Source organism: Hominiventricola aquisgranensis (assembly GCF_040096225.1).
In the GTDB taxonomy this organism is placed as follows: Bacteria; Bacillota; Clostridia; order Lachnospirales; family Lachnospiraceae; genus Hominiventricola; species Hominiventricola aquisgranensis.
In genome coordinates, this window is record NZ_JBBMFC010000006.1 from 91,748 (window position 1) to 108,521 (window position 16,774).

The window sequence follows — 16,774 nt, forward strand, 5'->3', positions numbered from 1 at the left end:
TTTTGTTGCCAACTGCACCGCCAGATGCTATAATACATATAATTGGGTTAAATATCGACTACCGAAAAAAGAAGATAAAGAGGACATTGCACATGGATGTTAGACCGGGAGAACCGGAACGCCTGGGTGTCACGAGGCTTCAAAGGGATCTGAATTTTGCCGCTGCAGTACCGGAAAATCGGGATTGCAGTCTGTTGTTGTATAAAAAAGGCTCTGCCAAGATTGAGCAGGAGATTCCGTTTACAGAAGAGATGCGGTTTGGAGATGTCTGTGCAGTTCGCATCAGTCAGTTTCCAGCAGATACATATGAATATAATTACCAGATCGACGGAAAAGTTGTACAGGATCCTTATGCAGTGCAGCTTACAGGAAGAGAGCACTGGGGAGAAAGACCAGAGGAAGGCAAAGAGGTAAGGTGTGTGCCGGAGACGGGACATTTTTCCTGGAAAGGTGACCGACCGCTGAAGATTCCTTATGAAGAGTGTATACTGTACACGACGCATGTGAGAGGGTTCACCATGGATCCGTCGGCGAAGGTCCGACACCCAGGAACCTTTGCAGGCATTCGGGAGAAGATTCCCTATTTAAAAGGAATGGGAATCACGCAGCTGGAGCTGATGCCAGTCTATGAGTTTTTTGAATGGTCAGTAGGACCGCCTCAGAAGAAGCATCAGCCGGTGCCGAAGGGATATTTTGATAAAATCAATTACTGGGGATATACACAGGCACAGTACTTTGCACCAAAGACCGCATACAGTGCGTCTGGCAATCCGGTGCAGGAGTTAAAAGAGCTGGTACGGGCACTCCATAAGAATGGAATCGAGCTGATCCTGGAGTTTTATTTTGCAGAGAGAACCAGCCCCAATCTGATCATGGACTGCATCCATTATTGGGTCAAAGAATATCACATAGATGGCGTACATGTGAATTGTGCGGTGGCTCCACTTCGGGCACTGGCGTTGGATCCGGTGTTGTCAAGAACCAAGATCATGAGTGAATATTTCCCATTGGATCAGATCTTTGCGGAAAAGGAAGTACCGGTGTATCGTCGACTGGCAGCATACAATGATGATTTTCTGATCAAAGCCCGCCGGTTTCTGCGGGGAGATGAAAATATGACCGGACAGATTGCGGAGAGTATCCGAAGGAACCCGGCCACCTGTACCACAATCAATTATCTGGCTTCCCACAATGGATTTACATTAAATGATGCGGTTTCCTATTCGTCCAAGCATAACGAGGATAATGGAGAAGATAACAGGGACGGAAGCAATTATAATTATGGTTGTAATTATGGCGTGGAAGGTCCGACCACATCAAGGCGAATCCAGAAGCTCAGATCCAGACAGCTTCGCAATGCGTTTTTGTTGCTGCTGTTGTCGCAGGGTGTTCCGGCCATCTATGGCGGAGACGAGATGGGTAATTCTCAGCAGGGCAACAATAATGTTTATTGTCAGGACAATCCGCTGTCCTGGATACAATGGGGAAAGTCGTCTGTTAACAGAAAGCTGCAGCAGTTTGTGCGTGAGACAATCTCATTTCGAAAAGCACATCCGGCTTTTGGGCAGGCATCTGAGTATCAGATGAGAGATCTGAAGTCTCATGGAATTCCGGATCTGTCTTACCATGGAAAGAAAGCATGGTACGGGGACTTTGAGAATGAGAGCCGTCAGATCGGCGTTCTCTATGCGGGAGCTTACACCGGAGAGGACACTTTATATATTTTATATAATATGGATGCGATCGTGCATGAGCTGGCACTGCCAACACTGCCGGGCAAAGAGCAATGGTATCTTCTGGCTGATACGGGGCGGGAAGATGTGTTCTTAAAGGAACGGGAGAAGCCGCTTCCACGAAAGCAGAAGATGATCCTGGTGGAACCTCACACAATCTTGATACTGGAAGGCGCGAAATATGAGACTGATTAATATATGGAAGCATTTTCATACGATTACGGAGCATAAGATCATGGTGGCGAAGCATTGCTTCAAGGTCGGCATGTACTGGCAGGGACTGACCCATGATCTGTCCAAATATTCCCCGTCAGAGTTCTGGCAGGGATGCAAGTATTACCAGGGATATCGAAGTCCAAACAATGCGGAACGCGAGGACAAAGGATATTCTGCTGCGTGGCTGCATCATAAGGGACGCAACAAGCACCACTATGAGTACTGGATCGATTACAGTCTGGGACCGGTCAAAGGAATGGCAGGCATGAAGATGCCGTTGAAATATGTCAATGAGATGATCATGGACCGGATCGCAGCATCCAAGATCTATGAAGGAAAAAGTTATACGCAGCATTCGCCGCTGGAATATTATGAAAAGGGTAAGGATTCTTATATGATCCACCCGGAGACGCGGGCACTTCTGGAGTATATGCTTCATATGCTTGACGAAAAGGGCGAGGAATTTACCTTTGCCTATATGAGGAAATATATGGTAGGTCGGAAAAATTATCCGAAACTTACCAAATGGAAAAAATAACATTCGAGGAAATATTATGAAATACGCATATCAAGTTATGATTATCGGTGGAATCTCTCTGGCTGGAGAGCTTCTGAATTATCTGTTGCCGCTGCCGGTTCCGGCCAGCGTATACGGCATGTTACTGTTGTTGATTTGTCTTTGTACCAAGGTCATTAAGCTGGATCAGATCCAGGAGACCGCAGATTTTATGCTGGTAGCTATGCCGCTGGTGTTTGTGGGACCTGGAGTTGCCTTGATGGAATCTTTTGGACTCATGAAAGATTCTCTGCTTGGAATCCTTATAATCTCTGTACTGTCCACCATGGTTGTTATGGTTCTGACAGGACTGATCGCGCAGATACTGGTGCGCAGAAAGAGAGATAAGGAGGATGAATTCCATGGATAGTCTGATGCAGAACTCTGCTTACTTTGGATTTTTTATTACCCTGATGGGCTACTGGTGCGCCGTACAGGTTGGAAAGCGGATGAGAAGTACACTTTGTAATCCGCTGTTATTATCCATTATTTTTATTATTGCATTTTTGAAGCTGACCAATATCAGCTATGATTCTTATGACAATGGTGCGAAATATATTAATTATTTCCTGACACCATCCACAGTCTGCCTGGCAGTGCCATTGTATCGCCAGTTAAAGCTTCTGAAAGAATATGCAGGAGCTATCGTGCTCAGCATTCTGTCAGGAACAGCGGCATGCGCGATCATGATCTTCGGACTGTCCAAATTCTTTGCGCTGGAGATGAGCATTTATGCCTCTTTAGTACCGAAGTCCATCACCACTGCCATTGCACTGGGCATGACTGAAGAAATGGGCGGCGTGGCTGCTGTGACGGTTATGTCTGTGTTCTTGACAGGAATTCTGGGAGCTGTGATCGCAGGAACAGTATTTAAGCTGTTCCATATTGAGGATCCGGTGGCTCAGGGTCTGGCCATGGGAACAGCATCCCACGCTATCGGAACCAGTAAGGCTCTGGAGATGGGAGAGATCCAGGCAGCGATGAGCAGTCTTGCCATTGCAGTAACCGGTATTTTTACCGTTATCATCGGACCGATCATTGCAGGTCTGTATTAGAAAACAGTAAATAATAGTTGTTTCAGCCGAAGGAGGGAACGCCATGACGATCAGGGAAAGCACAGAACAGTGGGAAGATCAGTTTTTAAGTCCTTATGCTGCCCATAGCAGAGATTCCAGAGGCCGTGAGGTGGAGGAGACACCCTGCGACATCCGGCCGGTTTACCAAAGAGACCGGGATCGGATCCTGCATTGTAAAGCCTTTCGGAGACTGAAGCACAAGACACAGGTATTTCTTACTCCACAGGGAGACCATTACCGCACCAGACTGACCCATACGCTGGAAGTGGCGCAGACAGCGAGAACCATTGCCAGGGCACTCAGACTCAATGAAGATCTGACCGAAGCCATTGCACTGGGACATGATCTTGGACACACACCTTTTGGTCATGCCGGAGAAAGGGCACTCAATGAGGTGTTCAGTGAAGGATTCCGACACCATGAACAAAGTGTACGGATCGTGGAGAAGCTGGAAAAGGAAGGCCGGGGGCTGAACCTGACCTGGGAAGTAAGAAACGGAATCCTCAACCATCAGATGACCGGTCAGCCGGACACTCTGGAAGGTTGGGTGGTTCGTTATTCTGACAAAATCGCGTATATTCACCATGATGTGGATGATGCGATCCGGGGAGGAATCATCCGGGAAGAGGAGATCCCCCGTACATATACAGATATTCTGGGACATTCGTCCAAGGAACGTCTGAATACCATGATCCATGACATTGTGGCACAGAGCCAGGGAAAACCTTCCATTACCATGTCAGAGGATGTGGAATTTGCTTTCAGGGGTATGCGCAGATATATGTTTGATAATGTGTATACTAATCCGAAAGCAAAGGGAGAGGAGCGCAAGGCAGAAAATACAGTGAAAGAGCTGTTTCTGTATTATATGGATCATCCAGAGCTTCTTTCCAATGAATATATTGAGAGAATGTGGCAGTCCGGAGAGACACAGGAACGAAGTGTCTGCGATTATATTGCAGGAATGACGGATCAGTATGCCATCACCAAATTCCAGGAGTTTTTCGTTCCGGCTGCCTGGAGGTATTAACAGGAATCGGGTGATTTCATGAGTTACTATGCACAGGAACTGGTAGAAGAGATCCGTTCCCGCAGCGACATTGTGGATGTGATATCCGGCTATGTGAAGCTGCAGCGGAAAGGAAGCAACTATGTGGGAGTCTGCCCGTTCCACAATGACCGAAATCCATCTATGTCCGTCAACCAGCCTAGGCAGATGTATCACTGTTTCAGTTGCGGAGCTGGTGGAGATGTATTTAAGTTTGTGATGGATTATGAAAATCTGACATTCCCTGAGGCTGTCAAAGTACTGGCGGATCGGGCAGGCATTGAACTGCCGGAGCAGGATTATTCACCGGAAGCCAGAAAACAGGCAGATCTGAAGGAACAGATTATGGAGCTTAACCGTCTGGCAGGAAAGTATTATTACTATATGCTTCGCCAGCCGGATGGAAAGCAGGGCCTTGACTATCTCAAGGGGCGGAAGCTTTCGGATGAGACCATTCGGAAGTTTGGCCTTGGATGCTCCAGCAAACGGGGCAACGACCTGTATAAATACCTGAAAAGCAAAGGGTATTCGGATTCTCTGCTGAAAGAATCCGGGCTGATGCAGGTGGATGAACGAGATGGCATGCGCGATAAATTCTGGAACCGGGTCATGTTTCCCATTATGGACAGCCGAAACCGGATCATCGGATTCGGCGGACGGGTCATGGGAGATGCAAAGCCTAAATACCTGAACTCTCCGGAGACCAAGGTGTTTGACAAGAGCCGGAACCTCTATGGACTGAACCTGGCGCGGACAAGCCGGAAGCCAAACATGATTCTGTGTGAAGGGTACATGGATGTGATCGCCATGCACCAGGCGGGCTTCAATCAGGCGGTAGCGTCGCTGGGAACTGCGTTTACGCAGCAGCAGTCCGTGATCCTCAAACGGTATACCAATGAAGTACTTCTGACCTATGACAGTGATGATGCGGGAGTGAGAGCCGCTATGCGGGCCATTCCGATCCTGAAGGATGCAGGTCTGACGGCCAGAGTTATCAATATGGAACCGTATAAGGATCCTGATGAATTCATCAAAGCGTTGGGAGCAGAGGAATTCCAGAAGCGGATCGACACGGCAGAGAGCAGCTTTTTCTTTGAATTGCGGATTCTGGAGAGACAGTATAACTTCCGTGATCCGGAGAGCAAGACCTTGTTTTTCAGGGAAGTTGCGAAGAAACTGCTGGAGTTCGATGCAGGTATTGAGAGAAACAATTACATTGAAGCGGCGGCTGAGAAATATCATCTGACCTATGATCAGCTTGTGAAAATGGTGAGCCAGACCGGAGAGCAGCTGGGAAATCTGAAAAAACGGCCCGAGATGGGAAATGTGTCCAGAGATCCGGCAAGAAGACGGCAGAAAGAAGATGCGGGTGTCCGTTCCCAGCGGTTACTGATCACATGGATGAGCACCAGTGAGCAGTTGTACCGGAATATCACCAGATATGTAAAACCGGAAGATTTTACAGATGAGCTGTGCCAAAAGGCGGCTACATTGTTAGGAACACAGATGGAGCAGGGGCATCTGAACCCTGCGGCTCTTTTTCAGTATTTTGAGGAGGGAGAAGAACAGGAGCGTGCAGCAGCCATGTTTAATGACTCAATTCCAGCTCTGAAGAGCAGGGAGGAAGAGGAAAAAGCGTTACAGGAAACGATCCTGAGAGTAAAACAGAACAGCATCGCCTGGCAGACGGAGCACATGGATCCCGGAGACATGAATGCACTTCAGGAGATCGTGCGAAAGCGCAGGGAAATAGAGAAATTGCATATTTCTTTGGATTAAGGATAAAATATGAACAATTATGGAAGGAAGAACCAATATGGAAGAAAATGTAGCAAAATTCAGTGAGAAACTGAAAGAATTGCTGGCAATGGCAAAAAAGAAAAAGAATGTACTGGAGTATCAGGAGATCAGCGACTTCTTCAGCGATATGGAACTGGATGCGGAGAAATTCGATAAGATCCTTGACTTCCTGGAGCAGAATAACATCGATGTGCTGAGAATCACAGACGATGATGATGACAGTAATATTATTCTCAGTGACGAGGATGATGTGGATGTGGAGCAGATCGATCTGTCTGTGCCGGATGGCGTGAGCATCGAAGATCCGGTCCGCATGTACTTAAAAGAGATCGGTAAAGTGCCGCTTCTGAGTGCGGAGGAAGAAATCGAACTGGCAAAACGGATGGAGCTTGGTGATGAAGATGCAAAAAAACGTCTGGCAGAGGCTAACCTTCGTCTGGTAGTCAGCATTGCAAAGCGTTATGTGGGACGTGGAATGCTGTTTCTGGATCTGATCCAGGAAGGTAATCTGGGTCTGATCAAAGCTGTAGAGAAATTTGATTACAGAAAAGGATATAAGTTCAGTACCTATGCGACCTGGTGGATCCGTCAGGCAATTACAAGAGCGATCGCAGATCAGGCACGTACGATCCGTATTCCGGTTCATATGGTAGAGACTATCAACAAGCTGATCCGTGTATCCAGACAGCTTCTTCAGGAGCTGGGCCGTGAGCCGCAGCCGGAAGAGATTGCAAAAGAAATGAATATGCCGGTAGACCGTGTACGTGAGATCCTGAAGATCTCCCAGGAACCGGTATCTCTGGAGACTCCGATCGGTGAAGAAGAGGACAGCCATCTGGGTGATTTTATTCAGGATGACAATGTTCCGGTGCCGGCAGAAGCAGCTGCATTTACACTGCTGAAAGAACAGCTGGTAGAGGTACTTGGTACACTGACGGAAAGAGAACAGAAGGTACTCCGTCTTCGGTTTGGACTGGATGATGGAAGAGCACGTACGCTGGAGGAAGTTGGAAAGGAATTTAACGTTACCCGTGAGCGTATCCGTCAGATCGAGGCGAAGGCTCTCCGCAAACTGCGTCATCCGAGCCGCAGCCGGAAACTGAAGGATTTCCTGGAGTAACTTACATGGGAATTCAGTTATCAAAGAGAATGAGTGCCCTGGCGTCATTGGTGACGGAGGGCAGCCGTCTGGCTGATATTGGAACGGATCATGGATATATTCCCATTGCACTGGTGCAGAAAGGCAGAATCCCGTCAGCACTTGCCATGGATGTTGGAAAAGGTCCTTTGTCAAGGGCCAGAGAGCATATTCATAGTCAGGGACTGGATACATATATAGAGACACGGTTGTCAGATGGATTGACAGAGCTTCATGAGGGAGAAGCAGATACCGTTTTGATCGCCGGAATGGGCGGTATGCTCATGAAAAGGATTCTGGAAGGTGGCGGGCATTGCCTGTCCAGTGTTGGGGAACTGATTTTGCAGCCCCAGTCAGATATCCATCTGGTGCGGAAGTTCCTGGCGGAGCATGGCTATCAAATCACGGACGAGGACATAGTGCTGGAGGATGGAAAATATTATCCCATGATGCGTGCAGAACTTATCCACGACTTTGAAGATAGAAGTGGACAGTGTAAGGATCATCCGTGGAAAACCTTCCAGTATTTTTATGGTGATGTGGAAAAACAGCGCTCTCCGGAGGTTTTGAGGAATTTCCTCATTCATGAACAGGAGAAAAGCAGCACCATCATGGAGCGTCTGCATGAAAATGGAAGAGAAGTGTCTGATCGCATGAAAGAGCTTCAGGAGCAGATGAATCTGATCAGGGAGACGCTGGAAGCGTTGGACGGCAGATAAGGAGGACGGATAATGAAATGCAGCGAGATCTGTGCTCTGATCGAGCAGGAATATGGAACAGAATATGCCTGTGACTGGGATAATGTTGGATTATTGGCCGGCCGCAGTACAAAAGAAGTAAAGAAAATCCTTTTGAGCCTGGACGCCACAGACGAAGTGGTTCGCATGGCAGCAGAAGGTGGATATGATATGTTGATCACTCACCATCCCATGCTATTTTCAGCCATCAAGCGGGTGACTGATCAGGATATGAATGGGCGAAGATTGCTGGAACTGATCCGCAATGACATTTCTTATTATGCCATGCATACGAATTATGATACCAGAGGAATGGCAGATCTGGCAACGCGGCTGATGGGACTGACCGAGTGCGCAGTACTGGAAGAAGTGAAAGATGGGGAAGGCATCGGAAGAGTCGGAAAACTGCCTCATCCTATGACCCTTCGGGAGTGTGGAGAGCAGGTGAAAGTGGCATATGGCATTCCAAATGTCAGACTGTTTGGAAATCCGGATACACAGGTAAGCCTGGTGGGAATCTGCCCAGGGGCTGGAAAAAGTACTATGCCGCTGGCATTAGGCTTTGGATGCGACGTCTATATTACCGGAGACATTGACCATCATACTGGTATTGATGCAGTGGATCAGGGAATGTGTATCATTGATGCCGGACATTATGGTGTGGAACACATTTTTATGGAGGATGTGAAAGCATATCTGGAAAAGGTGCTGACAGGTGTCCATATGGACTGCGTGGCTGTGAAGCATCCATTTGTAGTTATCTAAAAATACTCTAAGGCCCGTGAGATACGGGCTTTTGGCAGTTATACAGACAGGAAGGGGTGTACCGTATATGAGACAGATCATAGTAGAAGGACAGACTCTGGATGTGAAGGATGGAACGACATATCTGGAACTGGCGAAGAATTTTCAAAAGAAATTTGACCATGATATTGTATTGGTTCTGGAAAATAACAAGATGCGGGAGCTGTTCCGCAAAGTGAAAGATGGAGCAACGGTTACTTTTCTGACAACCGGACAGATCGATGGCTATAATACATACAGAAGAAGTGCAACTTTGCTTTTGTTGAAGGCAATCTATGATGTGGAAGGCATGGAAGCTGTTCGTGGCATGAAAGTGGAGTTCTCTGTCAGCGAGGGCTACTATGTGAGCAGCAAAAAGATGCCGGTAGACCAGGAAACGCTCGGCCGGATCGAAATGCGGATGAAAGAACTGGTAAATGAAAATCTGCCAATTGAAAAGCATAGCATTCCGGTGGAAGAAGCCATTGAGCATTTTACGGAACATGGAATGATCGACAAAGCACGTCTGTTCCGCTTCCGCAGAAGCTCCAGCGTGAATGTATATCTGCTGGATAATTTTGAGGATTACTATTATGGATATATGGTACCCAGCACCGGGTATTTGAAATATTTTAAGCTGATTCCCTATGATGAAGGATTTGTGCTGGAATTCCCGCCACGCAAGACCCCGGAAACTTTTGGACCATTCAAGGAGCAGCATAAGGTATTCCAGACACTGAAAAGTTCTACTAAATGGGGAGAGATCCTGGATGTGGGAACTGTTGGTGCGTTAAATGAGCAGATCTCTGCAGGAAATATCGGAAATATCATTCTGGCGCAGGAAGCGATCATGGAAAAAGAGTTGGGAAATATTGCAGAGCAGATCGCAGCTCTCCCAGACAAGAAGCTGATTATGATCGCAGGACCATCCTCGTCAGGAAAGACCACATTTTCTCATCGTCTTTCCATTCAACTGATGGCACATGGTCTGAAGCCTCATCCAATCGCAGTGGACAATTATTTTGTGGAACGCGTGGATACACCAAAGGATGAGAATGGACAGTACAATTTTGAATGTCTGGAAGCTATGGACATTGAGCTGTTTAATCAGCAGATGAGTGCACTTCTTCGGGGAGAAGAAGTGTATATGCCGACCTTTAATTTTATTACCGGTACGAAAGAATATAAGGGCAACAGCCTGAAGCTGGGACCGGAAGATGTACTGGTCATCGAAGGCATCCACTGCCTGAATGATGCCCTGTCCTATTCTCTTCCGGCAGAAAATAAGTTTAAGATCTACGTGAGTGCCCTGACGCAGATGAATATTGACGAGCATAACCGGATCCCGACCACAGACGGACGACTGCTCCGCAGAATGGTCCGCGATGCCAGAACCCGTGGGGCAAGTGCTCAGAAGACTATCTCCATGTGGCCGTCAGTCCGTCGTGGTGAAGATGAGAACATTTTCCCATATCAGGAGTCGGCAGATGTGGTATTCAACTCTGCACTGATCTATGAGCTGTCTGTATTAAAACAGTATGCAGAACCACTGCTCTTTGGTATCAAGCCGGAGGAACCGGAGTATCTGGAAGCAAAACGGCTGCTGAAATTTCTTAACTATTTCCAGGGAATCGACAGCAATATGATTCCGGGCAACTCCATTTTGCGAGAATTTATAGGAGGAAGCTTTTTCAACGTGTAACTGATGAAAAGCTGTTCACAGGGGGTGAGAGTATGGGAACGTATTTGAATCCGGGAAGCAAAGGATTTCAGGAAAGTCTTAACTCTGACATTTATGTAGATAAGACCGGACTGATTGAAAAGACAAATGCGAAAATCAATACATTGCAGAAATATTTGTGTATTAGTCGTCCGCGCAGATTTGGAAAATCCATGGCAGCAAATATGCTGGCAGCATATTATGACAGAGAGACTGACAGCAGACATTTGTTTGAGCATTTCCAGGTGAGCAGAATCGCTTCTTATGAAGAACACAGAAATCAATACGATGTGATCAGAGTGAATATGCAGGAGTTCTTCAGTGTATCACATGAAATTGATGAGATGCTGAAGCTTTTGCAGGAGCGTCTGATTCTGGAACTGAAACGGAAATATCCGGAGTATGTGACACAGAATAATCTGATGTTTGCCATGCAGGATGTGTATGCATTTACACAGCATCCGTTTATTATTCTGATCGATGAATGGGATTGCCTGTTCAGAGAGTATCAACATGATCAGAATGCCCAGAAAAAATATCTGGATTTTTTGCGAAGCTGGCTGAAGGATAAGGAATATGTAGCTTTGGCATATATGACAGGTATTTTACCGATTAAAAAATATGGGTCTCATTCTGCTTTGAATATGTTTACTGAGTATTCCATGACAGATCCTGGTGATCTGGCGGAATATTTTGGCTTTACAGAAGATGAAGTAAAAAAATTGTGTGCAGAATACCAGATGAATTATGAAGAGACAAAGGCCTGGTATGACGGATATCACTTAAGGGTCCATCAGCGGACGAAAGTCTTCGATTATGCCATGTACAATCCTAAATCCGTAGTAGAAGCAATGATGCGTCATAAGTATGGCACATATTGGAACCGTACGGAGACGTATGAAGCGTTGAAAGTCTATATTCAGATGAATATGGATGGCTTGAAAGATGCTGTTATAGAAATGCTTGGTGGAGAGTCCGTTCGTGTTAATACTGGGACGTTTATGAATGATATGACCACATTTGCGACCAGAGATGATGTTCTTACGTTATTGGTACATCTGGGATATCTGACCTATGACAGTGATGCAGAGAAGGTATCAATTCCGAACAGAGAAGTTGCACAGGAATATGTGAATGCAGTCAGCACTATGGACTGGCATGAAGTAGCGCGCTCTATTGAAGCTTCCAGAAAGCTGCTGGAAGCACTGTGGAAGATGGATGAGGCTGCTGTGGCAAAAGGTGTGGAACAGGCACATAAAGAGATCTCAGTTTTACAGTATAATAATGAAAATGCATTAAGCTGTACGATCAATCTGGCCTTCTATTTTGCAAGAGAATATTATACGATAGTTCGGGAGTTACCGACAGGAAAAGGGTTTGCAGATATTGTGATGATTCCAAGAAAGCTTCATATAGATAAGCCGGCAGTAGTAATCGAACTGAAATGGGATAAGAGTGTATCAGGGGCAATTGAGCAGATCAAGAGAAATGAATATATAGATGTTCTGCGTGATTACAAAGGAAATTTGCTGCTTGCAGGTATCAATTACAGCAAAAAGACAAAGAAGCATACCTGCATGATTGAACAGGTTCAGCTTTGAAATTAACAGGAGTAATATACAATAAGATGAAAGAACTGATCAAAAAACGGCATCTCATTCCGATTGCGGTGTGGTTTGTTATTTATATGGGATTATTTGGATTTCTGGAGATCGTACCGCCCAAAGAAGTGCATCTGATCCACTGTGCACTGGATGACATGATTCCATATATGGCAGTGTTTATCTACCCGTATGTGAGCTGGTTTCCATACATAGTCGTGTGTGCGTATCTTGTAATCAAGAATCTGGATGACAGACAATTCAAGAAAGCGGTACTGGTTCTGACCACAGGCATGAACATTTTCCTGTTCATTTCCTTCGTGTGGCCTACGGGACTGAGCCTCCGTGAGAGTATTGTCTATGATCTTCATACCTTAAGTGGAAATCTGTTGAAGTTCGTGCAGACGGTAGATACACCGAAAAGTGTATTCCCCAGCATGCACGTATATGTGACACTGGTGCTTCAGTATACATTGGAGATGCAGAAAAAACTGATTCCATCCTGGGGTATCTGGGTTGGCAGAGTGCTGGCGGTGCTGATCGTGCTGTCCACCATGTTCACCAAGCAGCATTCCGTACTGGATGTGAGTGCCGCAATCGTCATGTTTGCAGTGCTGGTTGTGGTGGTTGAGAAAATCGTGAAAAAATAAAGAGTAATGATAGGAAAGGCTGTCGGAGAAAAAATGGTAAAAGCAATCGTGAGAGACCCTTTATTTCTGGCACAGAAATCCGTGCCGGCAACAGAGGCAGATAAACAGGTGGTACAGGATCTTCTGGATACGCTCCGGGCGAATCTGGATCGATGCGTTGGAATGGCAGCGAATATGATCGGTGTCAGAAAAAATATCATTGTTGTGGCAATGGGTCCCTTTCAGTTTGCCATGATCAATCCGGTGATCACCAAAAAGAAAGAGGCATTTCAGACAGAAGAAGGATGCCTGTCCTTGGATGGTGTAAGACCCTGTACAAGATACAAAGAAATCGAAGTGGACTATCTGGATCAGAACTTCAAAAAGCAGCATGGAACCTATACGGGCTGGACAGCCCAGATCATTCAGCATGAGATCGACCATTGTCATGGGATTGTGATTTAATGAAACTGGAAAAATAGACCATGTAAAGATTCTTGGCGTGACAATTTTCTATCTGATAAGGTATGATAAAGCTACCAGAACATGGAAGGGGCGTGGCATATGAATCGGATCGGAAAGAACATTAAAAAAGCACGGTCGGAAAAGGGATATACGCAGGAACAGTTAGCGCAGAAGCTGTGTGTGACGCGGAATACTATTTCCAATTATGAGACGGGACATTCCAACCCGGATATAGAGATGCTTCAGCTGCTGGCAGAGGCACTTAAGACAGATCCGAATACATTGATCTATGGAGAGAAGAAAGAGCAGTCAGCGGATCAGACATGGCGAAAAGAGATTCTGAAAAGGGTTATCTGGCTTGTAATTGCTGGATTAATGATGGTGATTTCTTCTTCATTAATCAGATATGGAAATGATCTGACAAAAGATACGTTTATTGTTCCAAGCTGGGTATGGTGGTTAGGGCTTGTGAGTTATCCAGCGGCATATGTGATTATTGGAGAACAGATTATGGCGCTGTTATGGCGCGCATATGGAAAAGAAATTTCTGGAGCGAAATGGATAAAGGTTGTGTTTTGGATTTTAATAGGCGTAGTAGTTGCCTATGGGATTGTAATGACAGTGGAATGTATTCGCTATGGATATGAACAGTGGATATATAAGAAGATGGTAGAAAATATGCGACCCGGTGATTCTGTATCTTTTAATTTTGCTTCGGGTATTTTAGGTAACGTAATTCTTATTTACGGATACCATAAATGGCTCTGGATGCTTGGCTGGGGTGTATGTGGCATGCTTCTGGCGATATTGAAGCCGAAGAAGAAAAGCGCAGAAAGTGCAGAAAATTAAAAATTTCCCATAGACAAGTCGGAAAAAGTACGTTACAATAGACTCTACGACAAGTAAGACAGACAATCGCGGCTGATTATATCAGGTGAGGAAAGTCCGGGCTTCACAGGGCAGGATGCCGGATAACGTCCGGTGGAGGCGACTCCAAGGCCAGTGCAACAGAGATAAACCGCCAGTTCCGCAAGGGACGGGTAAGGGTGGAAAGGCAGTGTAAGAGACTACCGCCCGGCTGGTAACAGACGGGGCACATGTAAACCCCATCCGAAGCAAGACCAAGCAGAAGCATATGGTGGCCCGCCAGCTTCAGGTAGGTTGCTTGAACGTGCCGGTAACGGTACGTCTAGATAGATGATTGTCCAACGACATAACCCGGCTTATCGTTTTGCTTGTTGTATTTATAAGAAATAAGACTGGAAGTTACTTTCAGAAACAGACGCAGGGCTGCTTTAGAGATTCTAAAGTCGTTTCCTGCGTTTTTGTTATCTAAGTGAAAACAGATGAGATGGAGAAAGAGATATGCTGCGATTACGCCCTTATAAGCCCTGCGATGCACAGTCACTTGTACAGTGGCTGACCGATGAAGCAGGATTCTGGAAATGGTGTGCCGGGCGGTACGATCATTATCCGGTGACAGCCGATGATATCAATAATTTTTATGATTCCTTCCGCATGAAGGATGATTTCTGGCAGATGACGATGCTGGATGATACAAAAGTGGTGGGGCATCTGCTGATGCAGTTCTTAGATACGGAGCAGAGACATTTGAAATTTGGCTGCATTATCGTAGATCCATTGATCCGTGGGAAAGGATACGGCACACAGATGCTGACACTGGCACTGACGTATGCATTTACCATTTTGAAGGTGGAGCAGGTGTCACTGGGCGTATTTGAAAATAATATAACTGCGGCACACTGCTATGAACGGTTGGGATTTCAAAAGACAGGAACCTGTACAGATTATCATCTGATGGGAGAGATCTGGAGATTTCATGATCTGACAATGATGAAAACACAGTGGGAGGAACGGCAATGACAAAATTATATTCATGGAATGTGAACGGTCTTCGGGCATGTATGGAAAAAGGATTCCGGGAGTTCCTGGAGAGGGAGCAGCCGGATGTGTTGTGTTTACAGGAGACGAAGATGCAGCCTCATCAGGCGGATTTTGACTTTCCCGGATATGATGTGTACTGGAACAGTGCGGTGAAAAAAGGTTACTCAGGAACAGCTGTGCTGACGAAGGAAAAGCCTTTGTCTGTAAGCTATGATCTGGGATTTGAGGACAAACACAATACAGAAGGTCGTGCCATCACAGTGGAATATCCAGAGTATTATCTGGTGTGCGTCTATGTACCCAATGCACAGGATGGATTAAAAAGGATCGATTATCGAATGGAGTGGGAGGATGATTTCCGCGCTTATGTAGGTGCACTCAAAGAGAAAAAGCCGGTGATCGTGACTGGGGACATGAATGTAGCAAAGGAAGAAATTGATCTGAAGAATCCAAAATCCAACCGTGGAAATGCAGGATTTTCTGATCAGGAACGTGATAAGATGCGGGAACTGCTGGCAAGCGGATTTGTGGATTCCTTCCGGTATCTGTATCCGGAGCAGACAGAAGCTTACAGCTGGTGGTCTTACCGTTTCAAGGCAAGAGAGAGGAATGCAGGCTGGCGTATTGACTATTTCCTGGTGTCCGAAGGAATGGAGGACCGGATCGAAGACAGCAAGATTCTGTCGGATCAGTTTGGCAGTGATCACTGTCCGGTGGAATTGATTTTGAAATAAGAGAAGAATTGTAAAAAGAGTGAAAAGAAATGTAATAGTTTCTTTTTGCTCTTTCTTCTTTTGGGTGAAAATAATTTAAAAAACACCGCGACCAAATGGAGGCGGCAGGCATCTAATCTATGTAAATACAAAAAAGCCGGCGGGAAGGATACTATGAAAAGAGAACAACTGGGTCAGCTGATCCTGGCATCGGAGGACAGCATGTATCATGTGGCGAAATCATTGCTCTATAATGATGCAGATTGTCAGGATGCCATTCAGGAGACCATCGCAAAAGCATTTGACAAGATTAGAACGTTAAAACAGGACACGTATGCAAAGACCTGGCTAATCCGTATTCTGATCAATGAATGCTATGGAATCATGCGTAAGGAAAAGAAAATCATATCACTGGAGACCTGTGAACGGGAAGAGCCGTGGATGGAGAGACAGGATTATTCAGATCTTTATGGGGCGTTGATGAGGCTTACAGAGGAAGCAAGACTGGCGGTGACTCTGTATTATATGGAAGGATACAGCATTCGGGAGATTGCCAGAATGACAAGAGTGACAGAAAGTGCGGTGAAGAACCGGCTTGCCAGAGCGAGGACAAAGCTGAAGGAAGAATTATCCAAAGAAGGTTAAAAGGGAGGA

Annotated in this window: 17 protein-coding genes and 1 other RNA gene; all 18 read left to right on the plus strand. The window is 46.0% G+C overall.

Annotated features, from left to right (window positions below; genetic code table 11):
- The first annotated feature begins 92 nt into the window (after positions 1–92).
- The 18 genes from WMO62_RS04865 to WMO62_RS04950 all read left to right on the plus strand — a co-directional run bounded on the left by WMO62_RS04865 (position 93) and on the right by WMO62_RS04950 (position 16,765).
- A complete protein-coding gene (locus WMO62_RS04865) occupies positions 93–1,928 on the plus strand; it encodes an alpha-amylase family glycosyl hydrolase (RefSeq protein WP_349144003.1) in 1,836 nt (611 codons plus the stop codon).
- Complete coding sequence (locus WMO62_RS04870) at positions 1,915–2,487, plus strand: DUF5662 family protein (protein ID WP_117498166.1); 573 nt, start codon at positions 1,915–1,917, stop codon at positions 2,485–2,487. The genes WMO62_RS04865 and WMO62_RS04870 overlap by 14 nt, the downstream gene beginning before the upstream one ends.
- A 16-nt stretch (positions 2,488–2,503) precedes the next feature.
- Positions 2,504–2,875: a CidA/LrgA family protein gene (locus tag WMO62_RS04875; protein ID WP_117498167.1), complete on the plus strand. Its 372-nt coding sequence runs from the start codon at positions 2,504–2,506 to the stop codon at positions 2,873–2,875.
- Entirely contained in the window at positions 2,868–3,560 is a 693-nt protein-coding gene (locus tag WMO62_RS04880) for an LrgB family protein (protein WP_118439016.1), read from the plus strand. Before WMO62_RS04875 ends, WMO62_RS04880 begins: the two co-directional genes overlap by 8 nt.
- Positions 3,561–3,603: 43 nt before the next feature.
- Positions 3,604–4,611: a deoxyguanosinetriphosphate triphosphohydrolase gene (locus tag WMO62_RS04885; RefSeq protein ID WP_117498171.1), complete on the plus strand. Its 1,008-nt coding sequence runs from the start codon at positions 3,604–3,606 to the stop codon at positions 4,609–4,611.
- Positions 4,612–4,629: 18 nt separating this feature from the next.
- Positions 4,630–6,408 (plus strand): DNA primase, encoded by a 1,779-nt coding sequence (dnaG, locus tag WMO62_RS04890; RefSeq protein ID WP_349144004.1) that lies wholly within the window; start codon positions 4,630–4,632, stop codon positions 6,406–6,408.
- A gap of 37 nt (positions 6,409–6,445) precedes the next feature.
- Positions 6,446–7,549 carry an RNA polymerase sigma factor RpoD gene (gene rpoD, locus WMO62_RS04895; RefSeq protein ID WP_117498175.1) on the plus strand — a complete coding sequence of 368 codons (1,104 nt, stop codon included), beginning with the start codon at positions 6,446–6,448 and terminating at the stop codon, positions 7,547–7,549.
- A 5-nt stretch (positions 7,550–7,554) separates the two neighbouring features.
- Positions 7,555–8,286, plus strand: coding sequence for a tRNA (adenine(22)-N(1))-methyltransferase (locus WMO62_RS04900; protein WP_349144005.1), 732 nt, complete (start codon positions 7,555–7,557; stop codon positions 8,284–8,286).
- Between the two features lie 12 nt (positions 8,287–8,298).
- A complete protein-coding gene (locus tag WMO62_RS04905) occupies positions 8,299–9,069 on the plus strand; it encodes a Nif3-like dinuclear metal center hexameric protein (RefSeq protein ID WP_349144006.1) in 771 nt (256 codons plus the stop codon).
- 67 nt (positions 9,070–9,136) lie between these two features.
- Complete coding sequence (locus tag WMO62_RS04910) at positions 9,137–10,789, plus strand: nucleoside kinase (protein WP_117498181.1); 1,653 nt, start codon at positions 9,137–9,139, stop codon at positions 10,787–10,789.
- A 32-nt stretch (positions 10,790–10,821) separates the two neighbouring features.
- Positions 10,822–12,408 carry an AAA family ATPase gene (locus tag WMO62_RS04915; RefSeq protein WP_349144007.1) on the plus strand — a complete coding sequence of 529 codons (1,587 nt, stop codon included), beginning with the start codon at positions 10,822–10,824 and terminating at the stop codon, positions 12,406–12,408.
- A 26-nt stretch (positions 12,409–12,434) separates the two neighbouring features.
- Positions 12,435–13,058: a phosphatase PAP2 family protein gene (locus tag WMO62_RS04920; protein ID WP_349144008.1), complete on the plus strand. Its 624-nt coding sequence runs from the start codon at positions 12,435–12,437 to the stop codon at positions 13,056–13,058.
- Positions 13,059–13,091: 33 nt separating this feature from the next.
- Positions 13,092–13,502 carry a peptide deformylase gene (locus WMO62_RS04925; RefSeq protein WP_147602100.1) on the plus strand — a complete coding sequence of 137 codons (411 nt, stop codon included), beginning with the start codon at positions 13,092–13,094 and terminating at the stop codon, positions 13,500–13,502.
- Between the two features lie 99 nt (positions 13,503–13,601).
- Positions 13,602–14,351: a helix-turn-helix domain-containing protein gene (locus WMO62_RS04930; protein ID WP_349144009.1), complete on the plus strand. Its 750-nt coding sequence runs from the start codon at positions 13,602–13,604 to the stop codon at positions 14,349–14,351.
- A 50-nt stretch (positions 14,352–14,401) separates the two neighbouring features.
- Positions 14,402–14,744: RNase P RNA component class A (gene rnpB / locus WMO62_RS04935), an RNA gene on the plus strand.
- 123 nt (positions 14,745–14,867) lie between these two features.
- Positions 14,868–15,386 carry a GNAT family N-acetyltransferase gene (locus tag WMO62_RS04940; RefSeq protein ID WP_349144010.1) on the plus strand — a complete coding sequence of 173 codons (519 nt, stop codon included), beginning with the start codon at positions 14,868–14,870 and terminating at the stop codon, positions 15,384–15,386.
- Positions 15,383–16,141: an exodeoxyribonuclease III gene (locus tag WMO62_RS04945; protein WP_118511932.1), complete on the plus strand. Its 759-nt coding sequence runs from the start codon at positions 15,383–15,385 to the stop codon at positions 16,139–16,141. The genes WMO62_RS04940 and WMO62_RS04945 overlap by 4 nt, the downstream gene beginning before the upstream one ends.
- 153 nt (positions 16,142–16,294) lie before the next feature.
- Positions 16,295–16,765, plus strand: a complete 471-nt coding sequence (locus tag WMO62_RS04950) for an RNA polymerase sigma factor (RefSeq protein WP_349144011.1) — start codon at positions 16,295–16,297, stop codon at positions 16,763–16,765.
- The last annotated feature ends 9 nt before the right edge of the window (positions 16,766–16,774 follow it).

Excerpts from the sequence above, each read along its gene's own strand:
- WMO62_RS04865 (WP_349144003.1), top strand. The coding sequence starts at position 93 with ATGGATGTTAGACCGGGAGAACCGGAACGCCTGGGTGTCACGAGGCTT.
- WMO62_RS04870 (WP_117498166.1), top strand. The coding sequence starts at position 1,915 with ATGAGACTGATTAATATATGGAAGCATTTTCATACGATTACGGAGCAT.
- WMO62_RS04875 (WP_117498167.1), top strand. The coding sequence starts at position 2,504 with ATGAAATACGCATATCAAGTTATGATTATCGGTGGAATCTCTCTGGCT.
- WMO62_RS04880 (WP_118439016.1), top strand. The coding sequence starts at position 2,868 with ATGGATAGTCTGATGCAGAACTCTGCTTACTTTGGATTTTTTATTACC.
- WMO62_RS04885 (WP_117498171.1), top strand. The coding sequence starts at position 3,604 with ATGACGATCAGGGAAAGCACAGAACAGTGGGAAGATCAGTTTTTAAGT.
- dnaG (WP_349144004.1), top strand. The coding sequence starts at position 4,630 with ATGAGTTACTATGCACAGGAACTGGTAGAAGAGATCCGTTCCCGCAGC.
- rpoD (WP_117498175.1), top strand. The coding sequence starts at position 6,446 with ATGGAAGAAAATGTAGCAAAATTCAGTGAGAAACTGAAAGAATTGCTG.
- WMO62_RS04900 (WP_349144005.1), top strand. The coding sequence starts at position 7,555 with ATGGGAATTCAGTTATCAAAGAGAATGAGTGCCCTGGCGTCATTGGTG.
- WMO62_RS04905 (WP_349144006.1), top strand. The coding sequence starts at position 8,299 with ATGAAATGCAGCGAGATCTGTGCTCTGATCGAGCAGGAATATGGAACA.
- WMO62_RS04910 (WP_117498181.1), top strand. The coding sequence starts at position 9,137 with ATGAGACAGATCATAGTAGAAGGACAGACTCTGGATGTGAAGGATGGA.
- WMO62_RS04915 (WP_349144007.1), top strand. The coding sequence starts at position 10,822 with ATGGGAACGTATTTGAATCCGGGAAGCAAAGGATTTCAGGAAAGTCTT.
- WMO62_RS04920 (WP_349144008.1), top strand. The coding sequence starts at position 12,435 with ATGAAAGAACTGATCAAAAAACGGCATCTCATTCCGATTGCGGTGTGG.
- WMO62_RS04925 (WP_147602100.1), top strand. The coding sequence starts at position 13,092 with ATGGTAAAAGCAATCGTGAGAGACCCTTTATTTCTGGCACAGAAATCC.
- WMO62_RS04930 (WP_349144009.1), top strand. The coding sequence starts at position 13,602 with ATGAATCGGATCGGAAAGAACATTAAAAAAGCACGGTCGGAAAAGGGA.
- WMO62_RS04940 (WP_349144010.1), top strand. The coding sequence starts at position 14,868 with ATGCTGCGATTACGCCCTTATAAGCCCTGCGATGCACAGTCACTTGTA.
- WMO62_RS04945 (WP_118511932.1), top strand. The coding sequence starts at position 15,383 with ATGACAAAATTATATTCATGGAATGTGAACGGTCTTCGGGCATGTATG.
- WMO62_RS04950 (WP_349144011.1), top strand. The coding sequence starts at position 16,295 with ATGAAAAGAGAACAACTGGGTCAGCTGATCCTGGCATCGGAGGACAGC.